This window comes from Brevundimonas sp. LM2 (assembly GCF_002002865.1).
Taxonomy (GTDB): Bacteria; Pseudomonadota; Alphaproteobacteria; order Caulobacterales; family Caulobacteraceae; genus Brevundimonas.
Map to the genome: position 1 here is coordinate 2,579,064 of NZ_CP019508.1, position 24,585 is coordinate 2,603,648.

At 68.4% G+C, this 24,585-nt stretch carries 22 protein-coding genes; 10 read left to right on the top strand and 12 right to left on the bottom strand.

The genetic code is table 11. The features are described 5' to 3' along the window. Window positions 1-36: 36 nt before the first annotated feature. Window positions 37-345: a CsbD family protein gene (locus BZG35_RS12775; RefSeq protein ID WP_077356000.1), complete on the top strand. Its 309-nt coding sequence runs from the start codon at window positions 37-39 to the stop codon at window positions 343-345. 232 nt (window positions 346-577) lie between these two features. Here BZG35_RS12775 and clpA read toward each other — a convergent pair whose 3' ends face one another. From clpA to BZG35_RS12790, 3 genes are all read right to left on the bottom strand, one after another. Next, window positions 578-2,896, bottom strand: coding sequence for an ATP-dependent Clp protease ATP-binding subunit ClpA (clpA, locus tag BZG35_RS12780; RefSeq protein WP_077356001.1), 2,319 nt, complete (start codon window positions 2,894-2,896; stop codon window positions 578-580). Window positions 2,897-2,909: 13 nt separating this feature from the next. Continuing rightward, on the bottom strand, window positions 2,910-3,242 hold the full coding sequence (gene clpS, locus BZG35_RS12785) for an ATP-dependent Clp protease adapter ClpS (protein ID WP_077356002.1): 333 nt from the start codon (window positions 3,240-3,242) through the stop codon (window positions 2,910-2,912). 193 nt (window positions 3,243-3,435) lie between these two features. Continuing rightward, window positions 3,436-3,960: a phasin family protein gene (locus tag BZG35_RS12790; RefSeq protein ID WP_077356003.1), complete on the bottom strand. Its 525-nt coding sequence runs from the start codon at window positions 3,958-3,960 to the stop codon at window positions 3,436-3,438. A 283-nt stretch (window positions 3,961-4,243) separates the two neighbouring features. Between BZG35_RS12790 and BZG35_RS12795 the strand changes: the two genes are divergently transcribed. Both BZG35_RS12795 and BZG35_RS12800 read left to right on the top strand, forming a co-directional pair. Then, a complete protein-coding gene (locus tag BZG35_RS12795; protein ID WP_253189165.1) occupies window positions 4,244-5,809 on the top strand; it encodes a D-alanyl-D-alanine carboxypeptidase family protein in 1,566 nt (521 codons plus the stop codon). A gap of 21 nt (window positions 5,810-5,830) precedes the next feature. Beyond that, the gene (locus BZG35_RS12800; protein ID WP_077356004.1) at window positions 5,831-7,618 is read left to right on the top strand and encodes a patatin-like phospholipase family protein; all 1,788 of its coding nucleotides are present in this window, start codon (window positions 5,831-5,833) and stop codon (window positions 7,616-7,618) included. Window positions 7,619-7,633: 15 nt separating this feature from the next. On the opposite strand, the gene BZG35_RS12805 is transcribed toward BZG35_RS12800, so the two are convergent. From BZG35_RS12805 to flgK, 8 genes are all read right to left on the bottom strand, one after another. After that, window positions 7,634-8,242: an ABC-type transport auxiliary lipoprotein family protein gene (locus BZG35_RS12805; RefSeq protein WP_077356005.1), complete on the bottom strand. Its 609-nt coding sequence runs from the start codon at window positions 8,240-8,242 to the stop codon at window positions 7,634-7,636. Continuing rightward, entirely contained in the window at window positions 8,239-9,177 is a 939-nt protein-coding gene (locus tag BZG35_RS12810; RefSeq protein WP_077356006.1) for an MlaD family protein, read from the bottom strand. The genes BZG35_RS12805 and BZG35_RS12810 overlap by 4 nt, the downstream gene beginning before the upstream one ends. A gap of 10 nt (window positions 9,178-9,187) precedes the next feature. Beyond that, complete coding sequence (locus BZG35_RS12815) at window positions 9,188-9,997, bottom strand: ABC transporter ATP-binding protein (protein ID WP_077356007.1); 810 nt, start codon at window positions 9,995-9,997, stop codon at window positions 9,188-9,190. After that, window positions 9,994-11,112 carry an ABC transporter permease gene (locus tag BZG35_RS12820; RefSeq protein ID WP_077358120.1) on the bottom strand — a complete coding sequence of 373 codons (1,119 nt, stop codon included), beginning with the start codon at window positions 11,110-11,112 and terminating at the stop codon, window positions 9,994-9,996. Before BZG35_RS12820 ends, BZG35_RS12815 begins: the two co-directional genes overlap by 4 nt. Before the next feature lie 99 nt (window positions 11,113-11,211). Further along, the gene (locus tag BZG35_RS12825; RefSeq protein WP_077356008.1) at window positions 11,212-12,654 is read right to left on the bottom strand and encodes a UdgX family uracil-DNA binding protein; all 1,443 of its coding nucleotides are present in this window, start codon (window positions 12,652-12,654) and stop codon (window positions 11,212-11,214) included. A gap of 1 nt (window position 12,655) precedes the next feature. Continuing rightward, entirely contained in the window at window positions 12,656-13,897 is a 1,242-nt protein-coding gene (locus BZG35_RS12830) for a putative DNA modification/repair radical SAM protein (protein ID WP_077356009.1), read from the bottom strand. 56 nt (window positions 13,898-13,953) lie between these two features. After that, on the bottom strand, window positions 13,954-14,928 hold the full coding sequence (locus tag BZG35_RS12835) for a flagellin (protein ID WP_077356010.1): 975 nt from the start codon (window positions 14,926-14,928) through the stop codon (window positions 13,954-13,956). Then, on the bottom strand, window positions 14,925-17,048 hold the full coding sequence (gene flgK, locus BZG35_RS12840) for a flagellar hook-associated protein FlgK (RefSeq protein WP_077356011.1): 2,124 nt from the start codon (window positions 17,046-17,048) through the stop codon (window positions 14,925-14,927). The genes BZG35_RS12835 and flgK overlap by 4 nt, the downstream gene beginning before the upstream one ends. Window positions 17,049-17,420: 372 nt before the next feature. Here flgK and BZG35_RS18260 point away from each other — a divergent pair, with 372 nt between their 5' ends. The 6 genes from BZG35_RS18260 to BZG35_RS12870 all read left to right on the top strand — a co-directional run bounded on the left by BZG35_RS18260 (window position 17,421) and on the right by BZG35_RS12870 (window position 23,287). Next, window positions 17,421-18,782 carry a flagellar hook-length control protein FliK gene (locus tag BZG35_RS18260; RefSeq protein WP_253189166.1) on the top strand — a complete coding sequence of 454 codons (1,362 nt, stop codon included), beginning with the start codon at window positions 17,421-17,423 and terminating at the stop codon, window positions 18,780-18,782. A 3-nt stretch (window positions 18,783-18,785) separates the two neighbouring features. Further along, entirely contained in the window at window positions 18,786-19,454 is a 669-nt protein-coding gene (locus BZG35_RS12850) for a flagellar hook assembly protein FlgD (RefSeq protein WP_077356012.1), read from the top strand. Between the two features lie 46 nt (window positions 19,455-19,500). Continuing rightward, the gene (locus BZG35_RS12855; RefSeq protein ID WP_077356013.1) at window positions 19,501-20,937 is read left to right on the top strand and encodes a flagellar hook protein FlgE; all 1,437 of its coding nucleotides are present in this window, start codon (window positions 19,501-19,503) and stop codon (window positions 20,935-20,937) included. Window positions 20,938-21,110: 173 nt separating this feature from the next. Then, window positions 21,111-21,395, top strand: coding sequence for a DUF1153 domain-containing protein (locus BZG35_RS12860; RefSeq protein ID WP_077356014.1), 285 nt, complete (start codon window positions 21,111-21,113; stop codon window positions 21,393-21,395). Window positions 21,396-21,495: 100 nt separating this feature from the next. After that, window positions 21,496-22,728, top strand: a complete 1,233-nt coding sequence (gene mnmA / locus BZG35_RS12865) for a tRNA 2-thiouridine(34) synthase MnmA (protein ID WP_077356015.1) — start codon at window positions 21,496-21,498, stop codon at window positions 22,726-22,728. Next, the gene (locus BZG35_RS12870) at window positions 22,721-23,287 is read left to right on the top strand and encodes a hemerythrin domain-containing protein (RefSeq protein WP_077356016.1); all 567 of its coding nucleotides are present in this window, start codon (window positions 22,721-22,723) and stop codon (window positions 23,285-23,287) included. Before mnmA ends, BZG35_RS12870 begins: the two co-directional genes overlap by 8 nt. On the opposite strand, the gene BZG35_RS12875 is transcribed toward BZG35_RS12870, so the two are convergent. Beyond that, window positions 23,284-23,787, bottom strand: a complete 504-nt coding sequence (locus BZG35_RS12875; RefSeq protein ID WP_077356017.1) for a helix-turn-helix domain-containing protein — start codon at window positions 23,785-23,787, stop codon at window positions 23,284-23,286. The genes BZG35_RS12870 and BZG35_RS12875 overlap by 4 nt on opposite strands. A gap of 171 nt (window positions 23,788-23,958) precedes the next feature. On the opposite strand from BZG35_RS12875, the gene BZG35_RS12880 reads away from it, so the two are divergent. Then, window positions 23,959-24,537: an SOS response-associated peptidase gene (locus BZG35_RS12880; RefSeq protein WP_077356018.1), complete on the top strand. Its 579-nt coding sequence runs from the start codon at window positions 23,959-23,961 to the stop codon at window positions 24,535-24,537. The last annotated feature ends 48 nt before the right edge of the window (window positions 24,538-24,585 follow it).

A 24,585-nucleotide genomic window follows, 5' to 3' on the forward strand; every position in this document is an offset into this window, starting at 1 on the left:
GCCTCCCCGGCCCTCAGAGCATAAGGAATTTCCATCATGACCGACCAACGCATCGAAGGCGCCGCCGAAGGCGCCGGCGGCAAGATCAAGTCCGGCCTCGGCAACCTGACCGGCGACACCAAGCTGCAGCTCGAAGGCAAGTTCGGTGAAGTGAAGGGCAAGGCGCTCGACGCCTATGGCCGCGCCATCGACAAGCTGGAAACCCTGTCGGAACGCGCTCCGGCCGACCTGCGCCAGCCGATCGACACGGGCCTGGACTTCGCCCGCCGCAAGCCGCTGGTGACCACCGGCATCCTGGCCGGCATCGCCTTCCTGATCGCCGGCTCGGGCCGTCGCCGCTACTAGGTTTCGACCTCAGATGAACGAAAGGCCCGGGAGCGATCCCGGGCCTTTTTTGTTTCGTCTCCTCCCCGTCGCGTAGCGATGGGGAGGGGGACCGCCCGCCGCTTGGCGGGGGGTGGAGGGGTTCTTGACGCCCCACCGACCTTTGCGCGCTTGAAGAGCCCCTCCGTCAGCTCGCGAAGGGCTCGCTGCCACCTCCCCATCGCCTGCGGCGACGGGGAGGAGACGGCGGTGCCTAAACCGCCACCCCGTCCACCGTTTCCTTGACCGGGGCGGCCGTCGTCGGGGTGATGTCGAAGGCGATCTTGCCGTCGACCAGGGCCACCTTGACGTGCCCGCCGCGCGTCAGACGTCCGAACAGGATGTCGTCGGCGAGCGGCTTCTTGATGTTCTCCTGGATGACCCGGCCCAGGGGGCGCGCGCCGTACAGTTCGTCGAAGCCGTTCTTGGCCAGCCAGTCGGCCGCGTCGTCGCTCAGCTCGATGGTGATGTTGCGGTCCGCCAGCTGGGCTTCCAGCTGCAGCACGAACTTGGTCACCACCAGGCGGATGGTCTCGGCCGCCAGCGGCTTGAAGCTGACCACCGCGTCCAGACGGTTGCGGAACTCCGGCGCGAACAGGCGCTGGATGGCCTTCTCGTCCTCGCCCTCGACCTTGCCGCGGCCGAAGCCGATCGAGGCCCGGGCGTTGTCGGCCGCGCCCGCATTGGTGGTCATGATCAGGACCACGTTGCGGAAATCGACCTTCTTGCCGATCGCGTCGGTCAGCATCCCGTTGTCCATCACCTGGAGCAGGATGTTGTAGACGTCGGGGTGGGCCTTCTCGATCTCGTCCAGCAGGACCACGGCGTGCGGATGCTGATCGACGGCGTCGGTCAGCAGGCCGCCCTGGTCATGGCCGACATAGCCGGGAGGGGCCCCGATCAGACGGCTGACCGTGTGCCGCTCCATGTACTCGGACATGTCGAAGCGCAGCATCTCGATGCCCAGGGTGGAGGCCAGTTGCTTGGCCACCTCGGTCTTGCCCACGCCGGTGGGGCCGGCGAACAGGAAGGAGCCGATGGGCTTCGACGGATCCCGCAGGCCGGCGCGGGCCAGCTTCATGGCCGAGGCCACCTGTTCGATCGCCGCGTCCTGGCCGAAGACGGCCCGGTTCAGATCCTTCTGCAGCTCGCGCAGACCCTCGGTGTCGGTCTTGGAGACCGACTTCGGCGGGATGCGGGCCATCTTGGCGATGACGGCCTCGACCTCCTTCTGGCCGATGACCTTCTTGCGCTTGTTCTCGGGCAGCAGCATCTGCGACGCCCCCGCCTCGTCGATCACGTCGATCGCCTTGTCCGGCAGTTTGCGGTCGGTCATGTAGCGGGCCGACAGCTCCACGGCCGAACGGATCGCCCCGTCGGTGTAGCGCAGCTTGTGGTGACCTTCGTAGGCGGTCTTGAGCCCCTTCAGGATCTTGACCGTGTCCTCGACCGTCGGCTCGTTGACGTCGATCTTCTGGAAGCGCCGGACCAGGGCCCGGTCCTTCTCGAAATGCTGGCGGTACTCCTTGTAGGTCGTGGAGCCCATGCAGCGCAGCGAGCCGGAGGCCAGGGCGGGCTTCAGCAGGTTGGAGGCATCCATCGCCCCGCCCGATGTCGCGCCCGCCCCGATCACCGTGTGGATCTCGTCGATGAACAGGATCGCGTCCTCGTGGTTCTCGAGCTCCTTGACGACCTGTTTGAGCCGCTCCTCGAAGTCACCGCGGTAGCGGGTCCCGGCCAGCAGCGCGCCCATGTCGAGGCTGTAGATGGTCGCGCCCTTCAGCACGTCCGGCACCTCGCCATTGACGATCTTGCGGGCCAGACCTTCCGCGATCGCGGTCTTGCCGACGCCGGGTTCGCCCACCAGCAGCGGGTTGTTCTTGGTCCGACGGCACAGGATCTGGATCGAGCGATCCACCTCGGCCTGACGGCCGATCAGCGGGTCGATCTTGCCGTTCTTCGACTTCTCGTTGAGGTCGACGCAATAGGCCTCCAGCGCCTCCCCGCCCGACTTGACGGCGGCGGCGTCCTCGGACTCCTCCGGCGACGGGCCGGGGCCGGTGGCCTTGGCCGGACGCTGCTCGCCCTGCCCCGCCTTCTTGGCGATGCCGTGGGCGATGTAGTTGACCGCGTCGTAGCGGGTCATGTCCTGCTCCTGCAGGAAATAGGCGGCGTGGCTCTCGCGCTCGCTGAAGATGGCCACCAGCACATTGGCGCCGGACACCTCTTCGCGGCCCGAGGACTGGACGTGGATGACCGCGCGCTGGATCACGCGCTGGAAGCCGGCGGTCGGCTTAGCGTCCTCGCCGTCGGAGGTGGCGAGGGCGGCCAGGTCGGTGTCGACATACAGCGTCAGGGCGGTCTTCAGCGCGACCAGTTCGACGTTGCAGGCCTTCATCACCGCCGAGGCGTCGGCGTCATCGACGAGGGCCAGCAGCAGGTGTTCGAGCGTCGCATACTCGTGGCGGCGTTCGTTGGCGTAGGAGACCGCGCGATGCAGGGTCTCTTCGAGAGGACGGGAAAACGAGGGCATAGGGGAGATCCTCTCAGTCTTTTTCCATAGTGCACTGTAGCGGGTGCTGGTGACGGCGCGCCGTCTCGACCACCTGGGCGACCTTGGTTTCGGCCACTTCGTAGGTGAAGACGCCGCAGACCCCGACGCCATGCTGGTGCACATGCAGCATGATGCGGGTCGCGTCCTCGCGGCTCTTCTGAAAGAACCGCTCCAGCACGTAGACGACGAACTCCATCGGTGTGTAGTCGTCGTTCAGGATCAGCACCCGATAGAGCGAGGGCTTCTGAAGCTTGGGCTTTGTTTCGGTGATGGTGGCGGCACCCTGGCCACCCCCGTTCTCTTCACCTGGCCTTCTTGACGGCATGGACGTTCCGGTTGGCGTGTTCGAGAGCTGAGATAGGTGATGATGGCCTGATTTGAAGGGACGTCCAGTCACTTGCTGGTAGGCAGCGACGCATTGTCCCCTCCCTGGCCCTGCGGGGGAGGGAGGATCCAAACGCAAAAGGGCCCCGACGTTTCCGCCGGGGCCCCTTCGATACGCAACGGACGTTTCAGGCTTAGCGGGCGGCCTGGAAGGTCTCGACGGTCGCGGTGACGCGCTCGTTGATCGGCTTGAAGCTGTCCTTGACCGAGCCGGTCAGGGTCTCGGTCATCTTGGTGACTTCCGAGAGGTAGGTCTCCATCGCCGACTTGGCGTAGTTGGTCTGCAGCTCGATCAGCTCCTGGATCGAACGCGCCTGGGCGATGGTTTGCGCGGCGGCGACGCCGTTTTCCCAGCTGGACTTGGAGTAGGACAGCGCCTGGGCCGACAGGGCCTCGACGCCCTTCTGGGCGGCGGTGGCCGAGGCGGTCATCGCTTCGAGGTTGGACTTGGACTGGGCCGAGAGCTCGGCCATCGAGGCGGTGGTCTTTTCCATCGTGTCGCGCAGGGCCTTGGTGCTGGTGGCCTGCAGGGTCTCGGCCTGGGCCTTGAACTGCTCGGTCTGGACCTTGGCGTGCTCGCCCTGGGTCTTGGCCATGTTGACCGCGGTCGCGGCGGCGGTTTCGACGGTCTTCTTGATGGTCTCGGCGCTGTCAGCCATGTGAAGTCTCCTGAACCTGATGATCGCGGTTGGCCCGCGAGAATGTTTCTCGTCCCGGGAGGGTCCGGGCGACAGGGCAGATATGGTGCAAGTGCGAAGGACGGTCAAGGGCATTTGGTGCACTGCAACATAGGCGTACGGGCAGGGATCACGTCGTTCGGCAATTCAAATCTGCGTTGATCTCTGGTTAACCACCGTGAAACCTGCCGCGATCATGTTAGAATCCGAACTGCGCCGCGCCGGGGGCCGTGATCGCGACACAAGGATGAGGCTTGATTTGCCGATGATGCGTCTCCGTCTGTCCTTGCCGCAGCGCCTGCTGGCCCTTGCCCTGACCCTCTTGGTGCTGGCCGGGCTGGCCGTGCCCCTGGCGACGACGCGGGTCCAGGCCCAGTCGGGCGACAACAGCCGCTATGCCGCCATCGTCGTCGACGCGGGCTCGGGCGAGGTCCTGTTCGCGCGCCACGCCGACAGCCGTCGCTACCCGGCCTCGGTCACCAAGATGATGACCCTGTACCTGGTGTTTGAGGCGCTCGAGAAGGGACAGGTCAAGCTGGACGACGTGATCACCGTCTCCCCGCTCGCCGCCTCCCAGCCTCCGTCGAAACTGGGCCTGGCCGCCGGCCAGACCATCCGCCTGGACGACGCCATGCGGGCCACCACCGTGCGGTCGGCCAACGACATGGCCATGGTCCTGGCCGAGCACATCGGCGGATCCCAGGCGGGCTTCGCCGCGCTTTCGACGCTGAAGGCCGGAGAGCTGGGCATGACCCAGACCCGCTACGTCAACCCCAACGGCCTGCCCGACAGCCGCCAGCTGACCTCGGCGCGCGACCTGGCGATCCTGTCGCGCGCCATCATGCGCGACTACCCGCAGTACTACAGCTATTTCGGCATCCACGACTGGAACTACCAGGGCCGGGAATACCGCAACACCAACGGCCTGCTGCTGGGCGGCAACGGCTATGACGGCATCAAGACCGGCTTCACCAACGCCTCGGGCTACAATCTGGCGGCCTCGGCCGTGCGAAACGGCAAACGGGTGATCACCATCGTGCTCGGCGGCCGCTCCAGCGTCTCGCGCAACGCCCACGTCGCCGCCCTGATGGACACCGGGTTCGAGGTCGAGCGCCGTCGCGCCGCCGGAGAGCGGATCCAGGTGGCCCAGACCTTTTTCGAGGACCGTGGCTTCGGCCTGGGCGGCTCCGAGGGTGGGGCCGAGGGCGAGACCGCGGTCGCCTATGCCTCCCTGAACGGCCAGTCGGCTCCGGCGACCGCCACCGCGGCCGCGACCACCGGCACACCCTACACCGCCACGGCCGCGCTGGTGTCCCGGTCCGCGCCGACCCCTGCGGCGTCGTCCGGCGATGCCGTCCCCTATCAGACCGCCGCCGCGCCGACGCCCCGTCCCTCGGCCGCGCGTCCGCAGGCCCCCGCGCCCGCGCCGACGCCGCCCGCGCGTCAAGCCCCGGTACAGCGGGCGGAGGCGAGCCCGTCGCGCGGCAATCTGACCGCCAGCCTGAACAGCGGCAGCCCCGCCGCCGCCTCCACCCTGAACCGCCCGGCCCCCTCGAACGCCAGCCCGGCCCGCGCGGCCGCGCCCGCCGCCCGGGATCGCTGGGCCGTCCAGGTCGGGGCCTTCCGCGACGCCACGGTCGCGCGCAACTGGCTGACCGAGGTCCAGCGCCGTTTCCGCGCCCAGTTCGCCTCCAGCGAGCGCACCGTCGTCGACGCCGCCGGCTGGCACCGCTCGCGCTTCGTCAACATGACCCAGGCCTCGGCGGAAAGCGCGTGTGAGGCCCTGTCCGCCCGCAACGTCACCTGCATGGTGGTGCGCCCGGGGGCGTAACCCCGACCCGGACCGCTCCTGATGCGCCATCCCCGCACCGACAGTCTGGAAGCCGCCCTGGCGCGCGTGTTCCAGGATCAGAACACCAAGGCCAGCTGGTTCGCCCTCACGGGCGGCGAGCAATTATTCGCGGCCGGGGATGCGCCCGACAGCCTGTATCTGGTGCGGTCCGGCCGGCTGGGCGTGTTTCGACAGGAGCCCGACCAGGCCCCCCAGTTCCTGGGGGTGGTCAAGCCGGGTGAGCCGGTCGGCGAGATGGCCCTGATCGCGGGCACGCCCCACACCTCCAGCGTCGTCGCCCTGCGCGATTCCGAGATCCTGGCCCTGCCGGCCGAGGTCTTTTTCGACGCCGTTCGCACCCAGCCCGAGGTGATGATCGAGCTGTCGCGGCTGATGCTGCACCGCGCCCGCGAGCACGCGCCCGGCGTGACCGAGCCCACGGTGTTCGGCTTCGTCTCGGTGCGCAACCGGCCCGTCCGCGCCTTCGTCGAGCGGGTCGCGGCCGCGGTCCAGGCCCAGGGCTTCACCTGCCAGGTCATCGACCAGTCGGCCCTGAGCTCGGTCTCCGAATGGTTTTCGCGGATGGAGGACACCCACGACTTCGTCCTTTATGTCGCCGAGCGGGACGAGCCGTCCTGGGCCAGCCTGTGCGCGCGCCAGGTCGACCGGCTGTTCGTCGTCGGCGACGCCCTGATGATGCCGCCGGCCACCGTTCTCAGCCTGACCGCCCATGGGCTGCAGCCGTTCACCGACCTGATCCTGCTGCGCGATCCCCGCATGTCGCGGCCCGCCAACACCGCCGTCTGGCTGGACGCGATCAATCCCGGCCGCTGGTTCCACGCCATGGAGAGCGACGCCGCGGACGCCGCGCGGATCGCCCGGATCATCACGGGCACGGCGGTCGGCCTGGTCCTGTCCGGCGGCGGGGCGCGCGCCTATGCCCATATCGGCGCGGTGCGGGCGCTGCGCGAGGCCGGGGTCCGCTTCGACTTCCTGGGCGGATCGTCGATGGGGGCGGTGATCGCCGCCGGTCCGGCGCTGAACTGGTCGGACGACGAGCTGGACGCCCGCATCCGACGCGCCTTCGTGCGCTCCGACCCCCTGTCCGACCTGGCCTTTCCGATGATCGCCATGACCCGGGCCCGCAAGGTCGCGCGCCTGCTGGAGGAGGCCTATGGCGACATCGACATCGCCGACATGCCCCTGCCCTTCTTCGCCGTGTCGTCGAACCTGACCAGCGGTCGGATCGAGGTCCACCGCCGGGGCCTGCTGCGCCGCGCCATGCGGGCCTCGATCTCCATCCCCGGCGTCATGCCGCCGGTGGTCATCGACGGCCAGGTGCTAGTCGATGGCGCGGTGATCAAGAACTTCCCCACCGATGTCATGCGCCAGTTCAACGCCGGGCCAGTGATCGGCGTCGACATGTCCCAGATGCGCGGCGTCGACCCCGGGACGCTGGAGAACCCGCCGTCTTGGTGGCGCTGGATCGCGTCGGGGGCCTGGAAGAAGGGGCCGCCGATCGTCTCGATCCTGATGCGGTCGGCGACCATCACCACCGATGCCGAGATGGAGACCTCGCGCACCGAGACCGACCTGCTGATCCTGCCGGTGCCCGAGGGGTCGGACATCCGCGACTGGAAGATCTACGACCCGGTGGTCGCCGCGGGCCATGCCGCAGCGACGGAGGCCCTGGCCCGGCTGGACGGTCCGATCAACCGGCTGCGCAAACGGGGGCTGGCCCCGCTGACCATCGATCCGCTGGCGACCGACGAGACCGCGGTCGAGGCCCAGGCGCAGGCCGTCGCCTGATCGGAGACGGCTCGATCAGCCGCCGGCGGCGTTGGCCTCGGTCCAGGCCACGATCTGGGTGTTCAGATCGCGGGTGGCGATCTCATACGCCTCGACGATGGTCGCGACGCGGTTCTCGCTGGCCGGCTGGATGACCTCGAACGTCCGTTCGGCGACGACCGTCCGCTCGGGCGATCGCAGCAGACGCGCGCGGGCGGTCACGACGACCTCGGGAATGGCACCGGCGGCCGCATAGCGGGTCTCGAACCGGTTGATGTCGATGTCCAGCAGCCGCGTCGTCGGCGTCAGCTCGCGTCGGCCGATCAGGCGGATCCCCTGGGCCTGGGCCGAGAAGGCCGCCTCCAGGCTGGCGTCATAAAGCTGCTCGGCCGGCGAAACCCAGCGCGCGCCGGCGATATAGGCGGCTTCGGATCCGGTGACGCCCAGCAGCCGGTCGCCCCGCGACGCCTGAGGGAAGGTGACGGCGCGCAGCTTGACCTGCACCGGCTCCGCCGCGACGGCGGTGTTGGTTGGGGCACCGGCGTCGCCGAAGCGATACAGCTGCACCGGGTCCGGCGACGACAGCAGGGCACAGCCCGAGAGGGCGACGGCGGCGGCCGCCGTGGCGAGGATCGAACGGATCACGGCTGGACCTCCAGTTCCTGGGACGGTGCCCGTCCGATAAAGTCACGCGGGCTGGCCCGCACGTCGTCGACGAGGCCCTGCAGCGAGGCGGTCGCCTCCTGCAGGTTCTGGACGGCCTCCAGCATCTGCGGGATGCCCGAGGTGGCCAGTTCGCCGACCGGGCCTTCCAGCCCCGTCGCGGTGCGGTTGATTGTGGCGATGGCGGTGCGCGCGTCGCCCGCCGCCGCATTGATGCTGGCCACGGCCTCGGCCCCGTCGGTGTTGATCAGGCGACGGGCATCGGCCCCCAGGGCCTGATACTCGGCCACGGCGGCGTTGGCCTGGGCCAGGGCCTCCTCCAGTTGCTGGAACATGCCTTTGCGGGCTTCCAGCTCGTTGGACAGGGATTCGACGTTCTTCAGCGTGGTCGAGAAGCTGCGGATGTTGTCGTCGGACAGGACGCGGTTGACGCGGTTCAGGGCGTCCACGGCCTGGGCCAGCACGGTGCCCGAGCCGCTCAGCAGTTCGGCGAAGGGCGAGGCCTGGCTCTGGATCACCGGCACCACGTCGTCGGCGTACTGGGTCTTCAGCAGCGGGCTGCCCTCGGTGCCGGCGGTGATCTGGACGAAGTTCAGCCCGGTGATGCCCTGCGGCTCCAGCTGGGCGCGGCTGGTGACGCGCACCGGCGTCGTCGCGTCCAGCCGCACGCGGGCGATGACCTGGTCGCCCTGGGTCGGGTCCAGGTTCAGGTCGGTGACCTCACCCACCCGGATGCCGTTAAAATGCACCTCGCCGCCTTCGGACACCCCGTTCACCGGACCGGTGAAGACGATGTCGTACAGGTCGTAGCTGTCGTTGAACTGCAACCGGGCCAGCCAGATGGCGAAGATCGCCAGCGCCGCCAGCAGGGCGACGGTGGCGATGCCCACGGCGGCGTAATGTGCGTCTCGTTCCATCGTTCTCGTCCTAGGCGGCCTTGGTGGCCGCGCGACCGCGCGGCCCCAGGAAATATTCCTTGATCCACGGGTGGTCGGATTTCTCCAACTCCTGAACCGTGGCCTTCTCGACCACATGCTTGTCCGCCAGCACCGCGACCTTGTCGCAGATGGCATACAGACTATCGAGGTCGTGGGTGATCATGAAGACGGTCAGACCCAGATCGTCCGACAGCCTGCGGATCAGCTCGTCGAAGGCCGCGGCCCCGATCGGGTCCAGACCCGCCGTCGGCTCGTCCAGGAACAGCAGCTCCGGATCCAGCGACAGGGCGCGAGCCAGGCCGACCCGCTTGCGCATGCCGCCCGACAGCTCGGCCGGCTTCTGGTGATGGCTTTCGGGCTTCAATCCGACCATGGCGATCTTCATCTCGGCCAGTTCGCGGATGGTGTCCCGGGGGAGCTTCGTATGTTCCACCATCGGCGAGGCCACGTTCTGCAGCACGCTCAGCGAGCTGAACAGGGCCCCCTGCTGGAACAGAACCCCGGTCCGCCGCTCGATGTCGGCGCTGTCTTCGGACGACAGGTCGCCGGTGTCGTGGCCGAAGATACGGATGCTGCCGCCCTCGGGCTCCTTCAGCCCGATGATCGAGTTCAGCAGCACGGTCTTGCCGGTGCCGGAGCCGCCGACCACGCCCAGGACCTCGCCCCGCACGACGTCGAGATCCAGATTGTCGTGGATCACCTGGTCGCCGAACTGGCTGCGCAGACCGCGCACCTCGATCAGGGTCTCGGGCGGGGTGGCCGCGTCGTTGGCGGGGGCGATGGGGGGCTGATCGGTCATAGGTCGAGCTGCAGGTAGACCAGGGCGAAGACCGCATCCAGGAAGATGATGGCGAAGATGGCCTGAACCACGGCGGCCGTCACGCGCCGACCCAGGCTCTCGACGTCGCCGGACACGGCCAGGCCCTGCCGGCAGCCGATGGCGGCGATGACGATGGCGAAGACCGGTGCCTTGGACAGGCCGACCAGCATGTGGGTGAACATGTCGGGCGTATCGACCATGCGCTGCAGGAAGAAGGCGGGGCCGAGCGCCAGTTGGCTCCAGGTCACGATCAACCCGCCGAACAGCCCTGCGATCATGCCGACGAAGGTCAGCAGCGGCAGCATGACCAGCATGGCCGCAAGGCGAGGGATCACCAGGGCCTGGAAGGGATCGACCCCCATGACCTGCATGGCATCCACCTCCTGATTCATCCGCATCGATCCGACCTCGGCCGCGAAGGACGAGGCTGACCGCCCGGCCAGCAGGATGGCGGTGATCAGAACCGCCAGCTCGCGCAGAACCGCCACCCCGATCAGGTCGACGGCGAACACCCCGGCCCCGAACTGGGTCAGCAGGTCCGCGCCGAGGAAGGCGATCACGGCCCCGATGAAGAAGTTGGTCACGGCGATGATCGGCATGGCGTCCAGGCCGGACCGTTCCGCCTGGCTGACCCAGGCGGGCCAGCGGATCGCGCCCGGGTGGCGCACGGCATTGCCCGTCGCCGCCATCAACCGCCCCAGGAAGGCCATCGACAGCAGGGCCTCGGCGGCGGCGTCGTGGACGCCATGCCCCATGCGCGCGAAGATGCGAGTCATGGACGCCTGCTGCTTAGGCGGCGGGGCCGATTCGCGCTCCAGCGTCTCGACCATGGCGTAGATGCGCCCGGCCTCCGGCCGAGAGCTCCAGGCATCTTCAGGCAGGGTCAGGTGCTCGGCCTGCACCAGGGCCAGGGCCCCGGCGGTGTCGAAACGGCCCAGCTGGCTCAGGTCCATCGTCTTGATGGTCTGGCCGGCCAGCCCGTCCGAAAGGCGCGCGGCGGTCCGGCCCAGCGACATGGTGGTCCAGTCGCCGGTCAGGCGCAGGACAGACCCGCCACCGCGCGCATCCTCGATCTGGAAATCAGCCGTGCTCATGGCTTCTCCATAGCCGAGCGCGGCTGAATCGCCCATGCCCGGTTTGCAGGCAGACACAGCTGGATCGACCCGCGTTCGGGTTCGGTGCCTGTCATGCGATCAGAGCAGGGCCCGAATCTGCACCAGATCCCGCACGAAGGCGGCCCGCTCCCGCACCCGCGCCTCTTCATCGGGCAGACGCAGCAGATAGGAGGGGTGGACAGTGACCATGGCGCGAGAACCGTCCGGCAACGGCAAAGGTTCCCCACGCGTCTTCATCACCGCCACCTTCTGGTTCAGCACGGCGAAGGCCGCCGTCGCGCCGAGGGCCAGAGTCAGGGCCGGCCGCACGATCGCCCGCTCCTGATCCAGCCACCAGCGGCAGGCCGTGACCTCGCCCGCATTCGGGGTCTTGTGCAGCCGGCGCTTGCCGCTGGGCTCATGCTTGAAATGCTTGACCGCATTGGTGACGTAGACGTCGGACCGGTCGATGCCCGCCTCTTCCAGCGCGGCGTCCAGCACCTGTCCGGCCGGACCGACGAAGGGCAGACCCGCCAGATCCTCCTGATCGCCCGGCTGCTCCCCGACGATCATCAGCTTCGCCGCCACCGGACCCTGACCGCAGACGCCCTGGGTCGCGTCGCGCCACAGGGGGCAGCGACGGCAGCCCTGGATGGCGGGCCTGAGCTCCTCCAGGTTGGAGACGATCCGCGCATCGTCCAGACCGCTCTCGCGCGCGTCCGGCGCGATGGCGGCGGTCAGCCGGGCATTCGGCCGCGTCGGGGCGCGTTCGACCATGCCCTCGGTCCGCTCGCGCGAGGCCGCGATCAGCTCGGGGATCAGCGCCGCCTCCGGCAGGTTCTTCCAGTAGCGTTTGGGCATCTCGCCCTGCATGGTCTGGGTCTTCAGCCGCGCCGGGTTGAAGGTCGAGGCGTAATAGGTCTTCCAGAACGCCTCGATCTCGTCGTCCTGCGGCGCGTCCTCGGCCCGGGCTCCAGGCCCGAAGGTCAGGCTGTCGCCGTCCCAGAAGGCCGAACCCTCCGGCGTCAGGATCGACCAGCGCATGCTGGCGAAGCGCCGCATGAAGAAGCCGGAGGTCTTCTCCAGGACACGATGGGCCGGCTCGAACCAGGCGACATAGGTCTCGCCCTCGGCGTCCTCGACGAGGCGGAAGCGAACGAAGGCCTTCATCTTGTGCGAGGCGCGACTGACGTTCTTGGCCCGCTCCAGGGCGTCGGCGACATCGGCGTCCGAGGTGACCTTCATCAGATCCGGCTCGTCCCTCAGCCGCCACAGCAGCCGGTACAGCAAATCGAACCGGTCGGCCGAGCGATGCAGGATGACCTCGCGCGCCACGTCGACGAAGGCCTTGGGCACGGTGAAGGCGACCTCCTGACCACCGGTGGGCGCGACCGGCGCGTCGTCGAACAGCGACCCCGTCCCCTCCCCGCCCGCCACCACGAACCGCGCCGCCGCCGGCTCCACCCCCGCCAGCCGGAACGCGCGCGCCGCGGTGCGCCAGCCGTCGAAATCCGTCTCTGAAGCCAGTTCTGCCGTCGCCATCTCAGAACAAGCTCAGTTGCACCGCCTTCGGTTCCGGGACCAGGCGCGCGCGCAGGTCGACCGCATCGGTCAAGCCCCCGGGCGTCCAGTCCAAAGCGGTGATGAAGGGGCGGACCTTGTCGATGCCCCGGCACAGCCGCGCCACGTCCTCCAGCCTCAGGGTCCGGTAGCGGCGGATGGAAATCATCTTGTTGACGGACTTCACCCCCAGCCCCGGCACGCGCAGCAGATCCTCGCGCGGCGCGGTGTTGACGTTGACCGGAAACCGCTCGCGCCGGTTCAGGGCCCAGGCCAGCTTCGGATCAATGGCGAGGTCCAGCATGCCGCCGGTGGTGGCCTCGCCGATCTCGGGCGGGGTGAAGCCGTAGAACCGCATCAGCCAGTCGGCCTGATAAAGCCGGTGCTCGCGCATCAGGGGCGGTTTCGACAGCGGCAGGGCGGCGCTGGAATCAGGAATGGGCGAGAAGGCCGAATAATAGACCCGGCGCAGACCGTAACCGCCGTACAGCGAGGCCGATCGGTCGATGATCTCCGTGTCGGGCGCCCCGTCCGCCCCGATGATCAACTGGGTCGACTGGCCGGCGGGGGCGAATTTCGGCGGCTTGGCGCGGTCGTTCTTCTGCGGTTTGGCCGCCTCCACCGAGCGGCGCACGTCGGCCATGGCCTTCTTGATGACGCCGACGTCCTTTTGCGGAGCCAGCCGGCTCATGGCCTCGTCGCGCGGTAGTTCGACATTGGCCGACAGCCGGTCGGCATAGAGACCGGCCTGTTCGACCAGTTTCGGATCCGCTTCGGGGATCAGCTTCAGGTGGATGTAGCCGCGGAAGCCCTGCTCCTCGCGCAGCTTTTTCGCCACCAGCACCATCTGCTCCATGGTGTAGTCGCCCGAGCGGATGATGCCCGACGACAGAAACAGGCCCTCGATATAGTTGCGGCGATAGAAGTTCAGCGTCAGCTCGACCACCTCGTCCACGCTGAACCGCGCCCGCTGCACGTTCGAGGACGCCCGGTTGATGCAGTAGACGCAGTCGTAGATGCAGAAATTGGTCAGCAGGATCTTCAGCAGCGACACGCACCGACCGTCGGGCGTATAGGCGTGGCAGATCCCCATGCCCTCGGTCGAACCGATCCCCTTGCCGTCCTTGGAGTCGCGCTTCGACGTCCCCGACGAGGCGCAGGACGCATCGTATTTGGCGGCATCGGCCAGAACCGACAGTTTCTTCTTAAGATCGAGCTGAGCCATATGTTGCCATTATGTTCTTGTTTGGCAACGCCGTCGAGAGGCGATGGGTCGCAGGCCTACCTCAGATAATTCAGCAGGCTGACGTCCCGCAGCTGGCTGATGACCTGGGCGCTGGCCTGGATGGCGATCTGGGACTGTTCCAGGTCGGTCAGCGCCTGAGCCATGTCGGCATCGGTCCGCTTGGCCACCATCCCGTCCAGCGAGATCTGCTGGCTCTCCTGGCTGTCGCCGATCTGTTCGATCCGCTTCTGCAGGGCGCCGTTGCGCGCGGTGGCTTCCACCGCCACCACACGGGCCTTGTCCAGTTTTTCGAGCTGTCCGGTCAGGAAAGTCTTCTGCGCGGCGGTCAGCTTCTTGTCGAACGGCCCGGTGGCCGGGTCGTCATTGAAGTTCTGGATCTCCCTGAAGATCTGGAAGACGTGGCTCTGCCCCGTGCCATCCGCGGCGGTCGGGTCGGCGAAGAGGAAATCGCTGGCCAGATGACCGGTCTCGATCGAGGTGTTCTCATCCACCCGGGACACCTGTTTGATGCCGTCGTTGGTGAAGCTGGTTTTGACCGTGTCGGGGAGGACCAGGGCACCCAGGGCCTTCATCGTGTTGACCGGGGCGGGCATTTCCGTCGAGTTCGCCCCACCGAACAGGTAGCCGCCCTGGTGCTGCATATTCAGTCCGCCGGCGATGGACTGCAGGTGGCTGCCCAGGTCCAGCATCAGGGAAAGCGTCGTGTCGGAAGCCAGGGCATCGGCGATGGCCTGGCGCGCGCCACCGATGCCGTCCGAGATCTGCGTCAGGGCCAGGTCCTGGGTCTCGAGCCGCGCGGCGACGGCCTCGCCGGTGTCGCGAAAGCCCTGCACGCGACTGGCCGCAGCCTTCAGGGCCGTCAGGGTTTCGGACCCGCGACCGAAACCGGTCAGGTCGGTCGCATTCTTCTGGGTCGCCACGCGTTTGGAGGCGTCGGCCTGCTGCTGCTGCGCCGTCATCAGGTTCAGTAGGGCGGACTGATAGTTCCCGGTCGTTGAAACGCGGCTCATCGGATCATCCCCAGAAGCGTGTCGTACATGTCCTGCGCCGCCTGGATCAGACGGGCGGAGGCGTTGAAGGCCTGCTGATAGGTGGTCATCAGCACCAGTTCCTCGTCCAGATTGACGCCCTCGTAGTTCGATTGACGGGCGTCGGCCTCGGTGGCCAGGGCCTGGGCGCTGGCCTGCCGCGTCTTGGCCGCCGCCGCCGTGCCGCCGATCTCGCCGGACAGTTCCGAGGCATAGCGCGACACCGTCAGGGTGCCGCCCGGGCTGGTGCCGGCAGCCGAGAACTTCACCGCGACCTGACCGGCATCGGCCAGCCGCAGGGCCCCGCGTCCGTCACCGGCGCTCAGGGCGGGGGCTCCGGCCGCGGCCGAGACGTTCAGCTGCGCCAGGGCCAGCCTGGACGTGTTCTGCTGGATGTCGGTGCGGATCTTGAACCCGTCCCCGCGCGACGCCCGCACCCCGCCCCCGATGCCCAACAGCTCGGTCACCGAGATGCCGGACGGCACCTGGGTCGTGGTGTCTTCCAGCACGCTCAACTTCGCCGGAGGATCGCCGATGCCCGTGAAGGTCAGCTCGCCCGACACCGTGTCCCGCGTGAAGCTGCCATAGCCTCCGACGCCGCTCGTCGTGCTGTTGAGGGCCGTCATCAGGTCCTGGAGCGTGCCGCCGGGCGGAACCGCGACCTGGATGTCGCGCAGGCGCGAACCCGTCTCCGAGGTGAAGCGGAACTTCAGCGTCTCGCCTGGCGTGAACCCCAGCTGCGAGCCGGGCGTCAACCCGATGTCGTAGAGCGCGGGTCGTTCGCTGGAGACCAGGTCGTTCATCCCGAAATAATGGGAGAAGCCGCGCCCGGCCTTGCCACTGGGGGACGTCGGGTCGTCTCCGATGGCGACGCCATTCGCGCCCGCCGCCGTGATCTTCAGACTTCCGTTCGCGAAGCTGGCCGTCGCCGTACCGCCCAAGGCCGTGTTCAGGTCGGCCAGGAAGTTCGTCGGCGTCGACGCCGCGCCGTTGATGGTCATCGTCGAGCCGGAAAAGACGATGTCGGCCCGACCGGCGATCACGCCGGTGGACGGATTGACCACCGCGACGGTGGTCTTGCCGGTGAAGCCCGCGATGGCGGTCTCCAGCGACTGGCCGACATTGCGACCGGTCAGCGTGGTCGGGGCCGGCACCGCGGCGTTGGCGTTGTGCGCGCGGTTGAGCTCGTCGGCGACATGGGTGACCAGTTCGGCCAGACGCTCGGCCGTGGCCGGGGCCTCGTTGTCGCGCAGTTCCAGCAGCCCCTTGATCTCGCCCGACTTCAGACCGTCGGCCAGGGCGCGCGGCGTGCCACCCCGTTCGGTGACATAGATATTGTTGAAACTGGTCTCGGCATTGACCGTGCCGGCGCGGCGATAGTCCAGCGTCGCGGCGCCGTTGCCGGCCAGCTGGATCCCCTCCCCGGTGCGGATCGACACGCCGCCGACCGAACGCTGGGTCACCTGGATGTCCAGCAACCCGGACAGCTGGTCGATCAGGCGCGCCTGCTGGGTCTGGGCCCCGGAGGCGTCGCCGTTCATCACCGTGGCCCGGGAGATGTCGACGTTCAGCGCCTCGATCTGCTGCAGCAGGCTGTTGGTCGTCTCCACCGCCGTCTGAATCCGTCCGTCGGCATCCTGACGCACGGCCTGGATCTGTCCGGAAATCCGCGTCGCCTCATCGAACACGGCCTGGGCCTTGAACAGGGCATCCTGGCGCGAGGGGCCGGAGGTCGGGGTCTCGGCCGAGGCGGCGAAGGCGGAGAAGACCCCGTCGATCTGCGAGAAGAAACCGGTATCCCCGCCCGGATCGCCGAACAGCGACTGGATCCGATCATAGAGCTCATAGCGGACGCCCTGGCGCGCGGCTTCGGCCCCGGCATTCAGCGAGGCCGCCTGCAGGAACCGGTCGGTGGCCAGGCGGATACGCGAAACCTCGACGCCCGACCCGACGCCCTGCGTCGTCAGCGAGGTCTGCTCCGCGACCTTGCGGATATAGCCGGGCGTGTTGACGTTCGAGACGTTGTCCGAGACCACGCGCAGCTGCTGCTGCGCCGTCTGCAGCCCCGAGTTGGCGATGTTCAGGATGGAGTTGAGACTCATGAAATTAACCCTCCACTCGGCAAGGCCTGCCCAGGCCCGGGCGCGACTTGCCCAGCCCTGCGCCTGAGGCCGCAGAGCAAGACCCTGAATTCGTTGAAATTGGCACGCGACGCATCGGTCATGGGGATGAAGGTCCGCAAGGGCCGGGCCAGTCGCGACCCGGCCACTGGGCACCGGGCAAAAAGCGACCGTGACACGGCAAGAAACGACGGATGGCGCGCCGCGCGCCTCGCCTGATCGGGCATAGAATCTCCATTAGGATCAGATCGTTAAGAGCGAGCGGTGCGGTTGGCCCGGGGCTTGCGACGAGGCTTTCGAATGTTTGGCGCAGCAGGCGCCGTTGGTCCTCAAGTCGAAACGCCTGCGATCCGCATGTCCCCCACCGCCTCCGCCCCGGTTATCGTGCCCCCGACGGCCCCGACCGCCGCGCCCCGGCGTCCGGCGACGCCGCGCGCCGAGCAACCGACGTCCTTCGCGGACGTGATGGAAACGACCCAGCCCGGGGCGTCGCCTTCCGTCACCTCCGACAAGGCCCCGCCCCGCGCCGAAAGCGCAGCCCAGGCGGGTGAGGCAGAGCCGGCCACGACCGACGATGCGGCCGCATCCGCCGACACGACCCCGGCCGCCCCACCGCTGCCCCTGTTTCAGCCGCCCGTGATCGCATCCGTGCCGGACGGCGAGTCCCCCGAAGACGTCGGTCCGGACGCTGTCCCCGCCGCCCCTCAGGAAGCGCTCGGGGACGCGCCCCCGGCCACCGGTTCGGCCGTGGCCTCCGCTCGGCCCGCCGTGACGCCGCCCTCAGCGATGATCCCGGCGCCGTCTGCCGCCCCGGTCGCACCGCCGCCCCTCTCCGCCGCGAAGGCCGAAGCCACGCCGGTGCCGTCGGCCGCGTCCGAGCCCGACCCGACCGTAGATACGCCCACACCCGGCGATGTGCCCGCAGCCGCCCAGACGCCCCTGCCACTGCTGTCGGGATCGGCGCCCGCGCCGATGGCCGCGGCCTCGCCCGTCGGCGCGCGCAGCGCGGGCAACGCGGCCTTGCCGATCGATGCGGACCCTGCAGGCCCGGCCGCGGACGCCGCGCCGTCCCTCACCGCGACGCCATCGGTCGCCGACCCGGCCTCGGCCGGTCCGGCGGTCGGCAAGCCCGCGACGGACACGCCTGCCCCGGTCCCCGCGCCACTCGACAGCGCCGCAGCGCCGGCCCAGCCGTCGCCAACGGCCCCCACGGCCGCCGCGCCCGGCGGAGCGCCGTCGGCCGCCGCCGCGACCGGGTTGTCCACCCTGTCTCACACGGCGCTGGACGCCACCGCCCAGATCGCCGCCCAGATCGTCCGGAAGCTGGAGGGGCGTTCGACCCGGTTCGAGATGGCCCTGACGCCGGACGACCTGGGTCGGGTCGACGTCAGCCTGGACATCGACGCCGACGGCCAGTTGTCGGCGCGTCTGGCCTTCGACAATCCCCTGGCGGCCGCCGACCTGAAGGGTCGGGTCGAGGAGCTGCGTCGTCAACTGACGGATGCGGGCTTCACGGTCGCCGACGACGCCCTGTCCTTCGACCAACGCGAGCCGTCGGCGGGCCACGGCGGGGCCTTCGACCGGGGATCCGACCGCCAGTCCGCCCGCGCCTTCGGGGCCGCGTCCCGCCTGACGCGTGATGCGGACATCGCGCTGAACCCACCCCACTGGATTTCGCTCACCCTGACGCCCGAGCGCGTCGATTTGAAGGTCTGACCCATGGTCGACGCCATCACCACCACCACCGAGGCGGCGAGCCGCACCACGGCGGCCCGGACCAGCCTGACCTCGAATTTCGAGACCTTCCTGTCGCTGCTCACCTCGCAGCTGAAGAACCAGGATCCGCTGTCGCCGTTGGACTCCAACCAGTTCACCCAGCAGCTGACCCAGATGTCGGGGGTCGAGCAGCAGCTGCTGACCAACGACCTGCTGACCAGCCTGCTGGCGGCCCAGCAGGGCGGCGGCTTGGGCGGAGCGGCCAACTATATCGGCAAGGACGCCACCGCGGTGTGGTCGGCCACCAAGCTGGAAGGCGGCAAGGCCAACTGGAGCTACGAACTGGGGGCCTCGGCCTCCGAGGCGACGCTCAAGATCGTCGACGGCCAGGGCAAGACGGTCTGGACCGGCCCCGCCCCGGACCGGAAGACCGGCACCCACGACTTCGTCTGGGACGGCAAGACAACCGCCGGCGGCCAGCTGCCCGACGGCGGGGTCTATTCCCTGCAGATCGCCGCCAAGGCCGGCATCAACACCATCGAGGCCCAGGTCCTGACGCGCGGCACGGTGAGCGGCGTCGAACTGGCCAATGGCGTCCCCTACCTGTCCGTCGGCGCGGCCCTCGTGCCGCTGTCCTCGGTCATCGGCGTGAAGGATCACCCTTCGACATGACCGCCCTGACCCTCCCCCTTTTCGCCTTCTGTAAGGAGCCCACGTCGTGAGCATCAACTCTGCCCTTCTGGCCGGCGTGTCCGGCCTGACCGCCAACTCCGCCGCCCTGGCCGCGATCTCGCAGAACATCGCGAACGTGAACACCGTCGGCTACAAGCGCACCGCCGCCGAGTTCTCGACCGTGGTCAACGCCCAGAGCCAGGGCGCGGGCTATTCGGCCGGCGGCGTCCTGGCCAACACCCGCAACTACATCTCGCAGGGCGGTCAGCTTCAGCGCACGACCACCTCGACCGACCTGGGCATCGCCGGCCAGGGCTTCTTCGTCACGACCGAAAAGGCCGAGGGCCTGGACGCCGGCGACGCCCGCCTGTTCACCCGCGCCGGGGCCTTCCGGGTCGATAATTTCGGCTATCTGAAGAACACGGCCGGCCTCTATCTGCAGGGCTGGCCCGTCAATGCCGAGGGCGACATCCCGACCGATCCGTCGGACCTGAACAAACTGACCTCGATCAACGTCGGCTCCGTCGGCGGCACGGCCGAGGCGACCACCCGGGCGCAGCTGAACGCCAACCTGAAATCCAGCCAGGCGGTCTCGGCCGACATCGCCACCTATTCGACCGCCACCAAGTCGATGTCGACCTACAACGCCACGACCGGCACCGGCTTCAAGCCCGACTTCCAGATCACCATCCCGGTCTCGGACTCCAAGGGCGGCCAGCGCACCGTGGCCTATTCCTTCCTCAAGACCGCCAACCCGAACGAATGGCAGGCCGAGGTCCACGTGATCCCGGCCAGCGACGTCGACAACGGCACCACCCCGCCCAATGGCATCCTGAAATCCGGCCTCGTCCTGTTTACCCAGGACGGTCGCCTCGACATCGACGCCATGAAGGCGCGGGCCGTGGCCGTTCCGGGCTCGATGCTGTTCGCCGACCCCTCCACGGCGTCGCTGACCCTGGCCTCATCCGAAGCGCCGGCGGGCACGGCGACCGTGCCGAAATGGAAGACCTCGCTGGGGATCGACGACCAGACGCTGTCGTTCGACCTGACCGCTTCGGCGGGCGGGCTGACTCAATATGACTCAGACTCGATCGTCCAGGCGGTCGTGACGAACGGCACCGCCTTCGGCAACCTGTCGAACATCGAGATCGACGAGGAAGGCTTCGTCACCGCCATCTTCGACAACGGCGTGACCCGCCGGATCGCCCAGGTCGCCCTGGCCACCTTCACCAGCGCCGACAGCCTGACCCCCACCAGCGGCAACGCCTATCGGGTCAGCCAGAGCTCCGGCACCTACAACCTGAAGACCCCGGGCGCGGGCGGATCGGGCATGATCGGGGCTTCTCAGCTCGAGGCGTCGACGGTCGATCTGTCCGCCGAATTCACCGGCCTGATCACCACGCAACGGGCCTATTCCGCCTCTTCCAAGATCATCACGACGGCCGACGAGATGCTGGCCGAACTGATCAGCATCAAACGCTGATCTGGAAGCAACAGACCGATATACTGAATGAACGTTAATCAAAAATCTGGCTCAAACCGGCGTTTGGTGAAAAACGGATATTATCCATTCCTTCACCACGACGCTAAACCGGCCCTTAGCCGCGTCTCGCTACAGTCATCATCAATTGGTGGTGGTGAATGAGGCACAAGCCCATGTTGCAAGAACGGCGCGTCAACAAAGAAGGCGAGCAGTACGTCGTCGGTCCGACGGGCACGCCCCTGACGATTCGGGACCTGCCGCCCGCGAACACCGACCGCTGGGTCATCCGGCGCAAGGCCGAGGTGGTCGCCGCCGTGCGCGGTGGCCTGCTGAGCCTGGACGATGCCCTGACCCAGTACCGCCTGACGGCCGAGGAGTTCCTCGCCTGGCAGAAGGCGATCGACAAGTGGGGCATGCAGGGCCTGCGCACCACGCGGATCCAGAACTACCGCTCCTAACCTTTCTCCCCCGAGACCACGACGGCGGCCGCTCCCTGGCGACAGGGGGCGGCCGTTGTCGTTTGGGGGTGGCCTCGAATTCGTCCCCCATCCGCTCTATATGCGCGCCATGACCCTCCACACGGCCGTCCTGGCCGAGCCCGTCTGCGCCCTGCCCGACATCGCCGCTCCCGACATGGAGGCGGCGATCGCCTCGGCGCGGGCGGCGGTCGGGCTGCCGGTCGGATCGCGGGTCGTGGCGGCCATGTCCGGCGGCGTGGACTCCACCGTCGTCGCGGCCCTGCTGCACAAAGCGGGCTATGACGTCGTCGGGGTGACGCTGCAGCTCTACGATCACGGCGCGGCCCTGAAGAAGAAGGGGGCCTGCTGCGCCGGTCAGGACATCCACGACGCCCGTCTGGCCGCTGAGATGCTGGGCATTCCCCACTACGTCCTCGACTACGAGAGCCGCTTCCGCGACGCCGTCATCGACCAGTTCGCCGACTCCTATCTGAAGGGCCAGACGCCGGTCCCCTGCATCCGGTGCAACCAGACGGTCAAGTTCCGCGACCTGTTGGACGTGGCCCGCGACCTGGGGGCCGCCGCCATGGCCACCGGCCACTATGTCGGCCGGTCCGTGAGCACGGACGGGCAAGTCCAGATGCGCAAGGCCATCGACCCCTCGCGCGACCAGTCCTATTTCCTGTTCGCCACCACCCGCGATCAGCTCGACTATCTGCGCTTCCCCCTCGCCGGTCTGGAGAAGCCCGCCGTGCGCGGGGTCGCCGCCGCACTGGGCCTGCGCATCGCCGCCAAGCCGGACAGCCAGGACATCTGTTTCGTCCCCTCCGGCGACTATCGCACCCTGATCGACCGCCTTCGCCCCCAGGGCCGGGAGGCCGGCGAGATCGTGCACATGGACGGCCGGGTGCTGGGCCGGCACGCCGGCATTACCGACTACACCATCGGCCAGCGCCGGGGGCTGAACGTCGCCGTGGGCGAGCCCCTGTTCGTCACCAAACTGGATCCCGAGGCCCGCCGCGTGATCGTCGGCCCGCGCGAGGCCCTGCTGACGGCATCCCTGACGCTGGACGAGACCAACTGGCTGGGCGACGAGGCCGCGATCGAAGCCGCGGCCGAGGCCGGGACGCCCGTCCTGGCCCGGGTCCGGTCGACCCGTCCGCCCTCCCCGGCCCACCTGTCGCTGATGGACGGCATCGTCTCGGTCGTGTTCGAAACGGGCGAAGAGGGCGTGGCCCCCGGCCAGGCCTGCGCCCTGTACGACCCCGCCGATCCGGATCGGCTGCTGGGGGGCGGCTTCATCGCCTCGACGACGGCGGTCGCGCTTGTCTGACGCCCTCGCCACGCGGCAGGGCCTGCCCGAACCCTATCGCTACCTGCTGGCTGACCTGCCGCGCGATCGCTGGCACGGCAACGACATCGCCGCCATGGCCCGCTTCTGGCTGCAGATGCACGCCGGCTTTCGGCGCGAGACGGCCCAGATGCAGACCCTGACCGGCCAGTGGCGCACCGGCGCCCTGGCCCTGCCCGACCTGCACCGCCAGCTGATGCCGACCCTGCAGGGCTTCCTCCAGCATCTGGATGGCCACCACAATATCGAGACCCACCACTATTTCCCGACCATGCGGCGGGTCGAGCCGCGCATCGGGGCCGGCATCGATCTGCTCGACCGCGACCACGACGCCATCCACGGCCATCTGGAGTCCCTGTTCCAGGCGGGGCTGACCTTCCATCAGGGGATTACCGCCAAGGCCCCGACCGCTGGCGACACCGCCGCCCGCCTGGCCGATGCCATCGACGCCGCCGGCCCTCAGCTCACGCGGCATCTGGACGACGAGGAGGACATCGTCGTCCCCCTGATCACCCGCCACGCCAGTGCGTTCAGAAGTTAGGCGGCCTCTTCCGACGCCGCCGTCTTCGGCATGACCTCGCCCACCGTCGGGCAGTTCTCGGTGCGGGTCAGCTTGATGTCGCGGCGATTGACGATCTCGCCGCAGCAGCCGCAGGCGATGCGCGGCTCCAGCGAGTGGCCGCAGGTCTCGTGGATCATGTCGAACCCGGCGACTTCCTTGTCGTACACGTGTTTGGATCCCCATCCGTACAGGGCGACCAGAACGTCGGACAGATCCCGCCCCTTGGCCGTCAGCACGTATTCATTGCGCGGGGGGCGCTCGGAATAGAGCTGCGGCTGCAGCACGCCATGCTGGACCAGGGTCTTCAGTCGGGCGGCCAGGACGTTGCGCGCGACGCCGAGCCGATCCTGCCACTGCTCGAACCGCCTCACGCCTTGGAAGGCGTCGCGGATGACCAGCAGGGTCCACGGATCGCCGATGACCTCTAGCGTCGCCGCGATCGAGCAGCTCTGGCGCGAATAATCTGCTGTTCTTCCCATGGCTTGAAGGTGACGCTGCGTCAGGCGATTTGCAAGAGGGTTGCCAAAAGGAACCCGGTCCGGATCAAGCAGCGAGGAACCGTGGTCCCAGCGATAGCACTTACAATCCTGCGCTCAAGCAGCGAGGCTCCGCGAGCCGAGCGGTAGCGCGCTCCGAAGGAGCCTCCTGAGATGTGCAACAACTATGCGATGAAGGTGTCGCCTGCGACGCTGATCGCCACCTTCGCCGAGGCCGGCGTGCCCATGCTGTTTCCGGACGGCCTGCCCAATGCCGAGCCGACGGACTCGGTCCGTCCGACCGATCCGGCTCTGCTGATCCGGGGCAGCGTCTCCGGCGAAGCCGCCCTGACCACGATCCGCTGGGGCCTGCCGCCGACCGCGCCGAAACGGCCGCTGCTGATCAACATGCGCAGCGAGGGCCGCAGCTTCACCAGCGGTCGCGCCCTGGTGCCGGCCAGCTGGTTCTACGAATACACCGGCACAAAATACCCGAAGACCAAATGGACGATCGCCCCAGTGGAGGCGGGCTTCGTCACCTTCGCCGCCCTGTGGAAGACGACCCCGGAGGGCCAGCGCTTCAGCCTGCTGACCGTCGACGCCGGTCCCGACATCGTCGCCACCCACGACCGCCAGCCCGCCGTCGTCGACCCGGTCGACTGGCCCGCCTGGCTGGACGAAAGCCGTCGCGCCCCCGCTTTGTGGCCGTCGCCGGCCGGGCGCTTCCGGGTGTTCGAGACGGCGCGCGCGTAGTCGGCAGGCGCAGCACAGTCTTCTCCCTCCCCCTCGGGGGAGGGGCGT

Bases quoted from the DNA above. Each gene is read 5' to 3' on its own strand.
- BZG35_RS12775 (WP_077356000.1), top strand. From the start codon at position 37: ATGACCGACCAACGCATCGAAGGCGCCGCCGAAGGCGCCGGCGGCAAG.
- clpA (WP_077356001.1), bottom strand. From the start codon at position 2,896: ATGCCCTCGTTTTCCCGTCCTCTCGAAGAGACCCTGCATCGCGCGGTC.
- clpS (WP_077356002.1), bottom strand. From the start codon at position 3,242: ATGCCGTCAAGAAGGCCAGGTGAAGAGAACGGGGGTGGCCAGGGTGCC.
- BZG35_RS12790 (WP_077356003.1), bottom strand. From the start codon at position 3,960: ATGGCTGACAGCGCCGAGACCATCAAGAAGACCGTCGAAACCGCCGCC.
- BZG35_RS12795 (WP_253189165.1), top strand. From the start codon at position 4,244: ATGATGCGTCTCCGTCTGTCCTTGCCGCAGCGCCTGCTGGCCCTTGCC.
- BZG35_RS12800 (WP_077356004.1), top strand. From the start codon at position 5,831: ATGCGCCATCCCCGCACCGACAGTCTGGAAGCCGCCCTGGCGCGCGTG.
- BZG35_RS12810 (WP_077356006.1), bottom strand. From the start codon at position 9,177: ATGGAACGAGACGCACATTACGCCGCCGTGGGCATCGCCACCGTCGCC.
- BZG35_RS12815 (WP_077356007.1), bottom strand. From the start codon at position 9,997: ATGACCGATCAGCCCCCCATCGCCCCCGCCAACGACGCGGCCACCCCG.
- BZG35_RS12820 (WP_077358120.1), bottom strand. From the start codon at position 11,112: ATGAGCACGGCTGATTTCCAGATCGAGGATGCGCGCGGTGGCGGGTCT.
- BZG35_RS12825 (WP_077356008.1), bottom strand. From the start codon at position 12,654: ATGGCGACGGCAGAACTGGCTTCAGAGACGGATTTCGACGGCTGGCGC.
- BZG35_RS12830 (WP_077356009.1), bottom strand. From the start codon at position 13,897: ATGGCTCAGCTCGATCTTAAGAAGAAACTGTCGGTTCTGGCCGATGCC.
- BZG35_RS12835 (WP_077356010.1), bottom strand. From the start codon at position 14,928: ATGAGCCGCGTTTCAACGACCGGGAACTATCAGTCCGCCCTACTGAAC.
- flgK (WP_077356011.1), bottom strand. From the start codon at position 17,048: ATGAGTCTCAACTCCATCCTGAACATCGCCAACTCGGGGCTGCAGACG.
- BZG35_RS18260 (WP_253189166.1), top strand. From the start codon at position 17,421: ATGTCCCCCACCGCCTCCGCCCCGGTTATCGTGCCCCCGACGGCCCCG.
- BZG35_RS12850 (WP_077356012.1), top strand. From the start codon at position 18,786: ATGGTCGACGCCATCACCACCACCACCGAGGCGGCGAGCCGCACCACG.
- BZG35_RS12860 (WP_077356014.1), top strand. From the start codon at position 21,111: ATGTTGCAAGAACGGCGCGTCAACAAAGAAGGCGAGCAGTACGTCGTC.
- mnmA (WP_077356015.1), top strand. From the start codon at position 21,496: ATGCGCGCCATGACCCTCCACACGGCCGTCCTGGCCGAGCCCGTCTGC.
- BZG35_RS12875 (WP_077356017.1), bottom strand. From the start codon at position 23,787: ATGGGAAGAACAGCAGATTATTCGCGCCAGAGCTGCTCGATCGCGGCG.
- BZG35_RS12880 (WP_077356018.1), top strand. From the start codon at position 23,959: ATGTGCAACAACTATGCGATGAAGGTGTCGCCTGCGACGCTGATCGCC.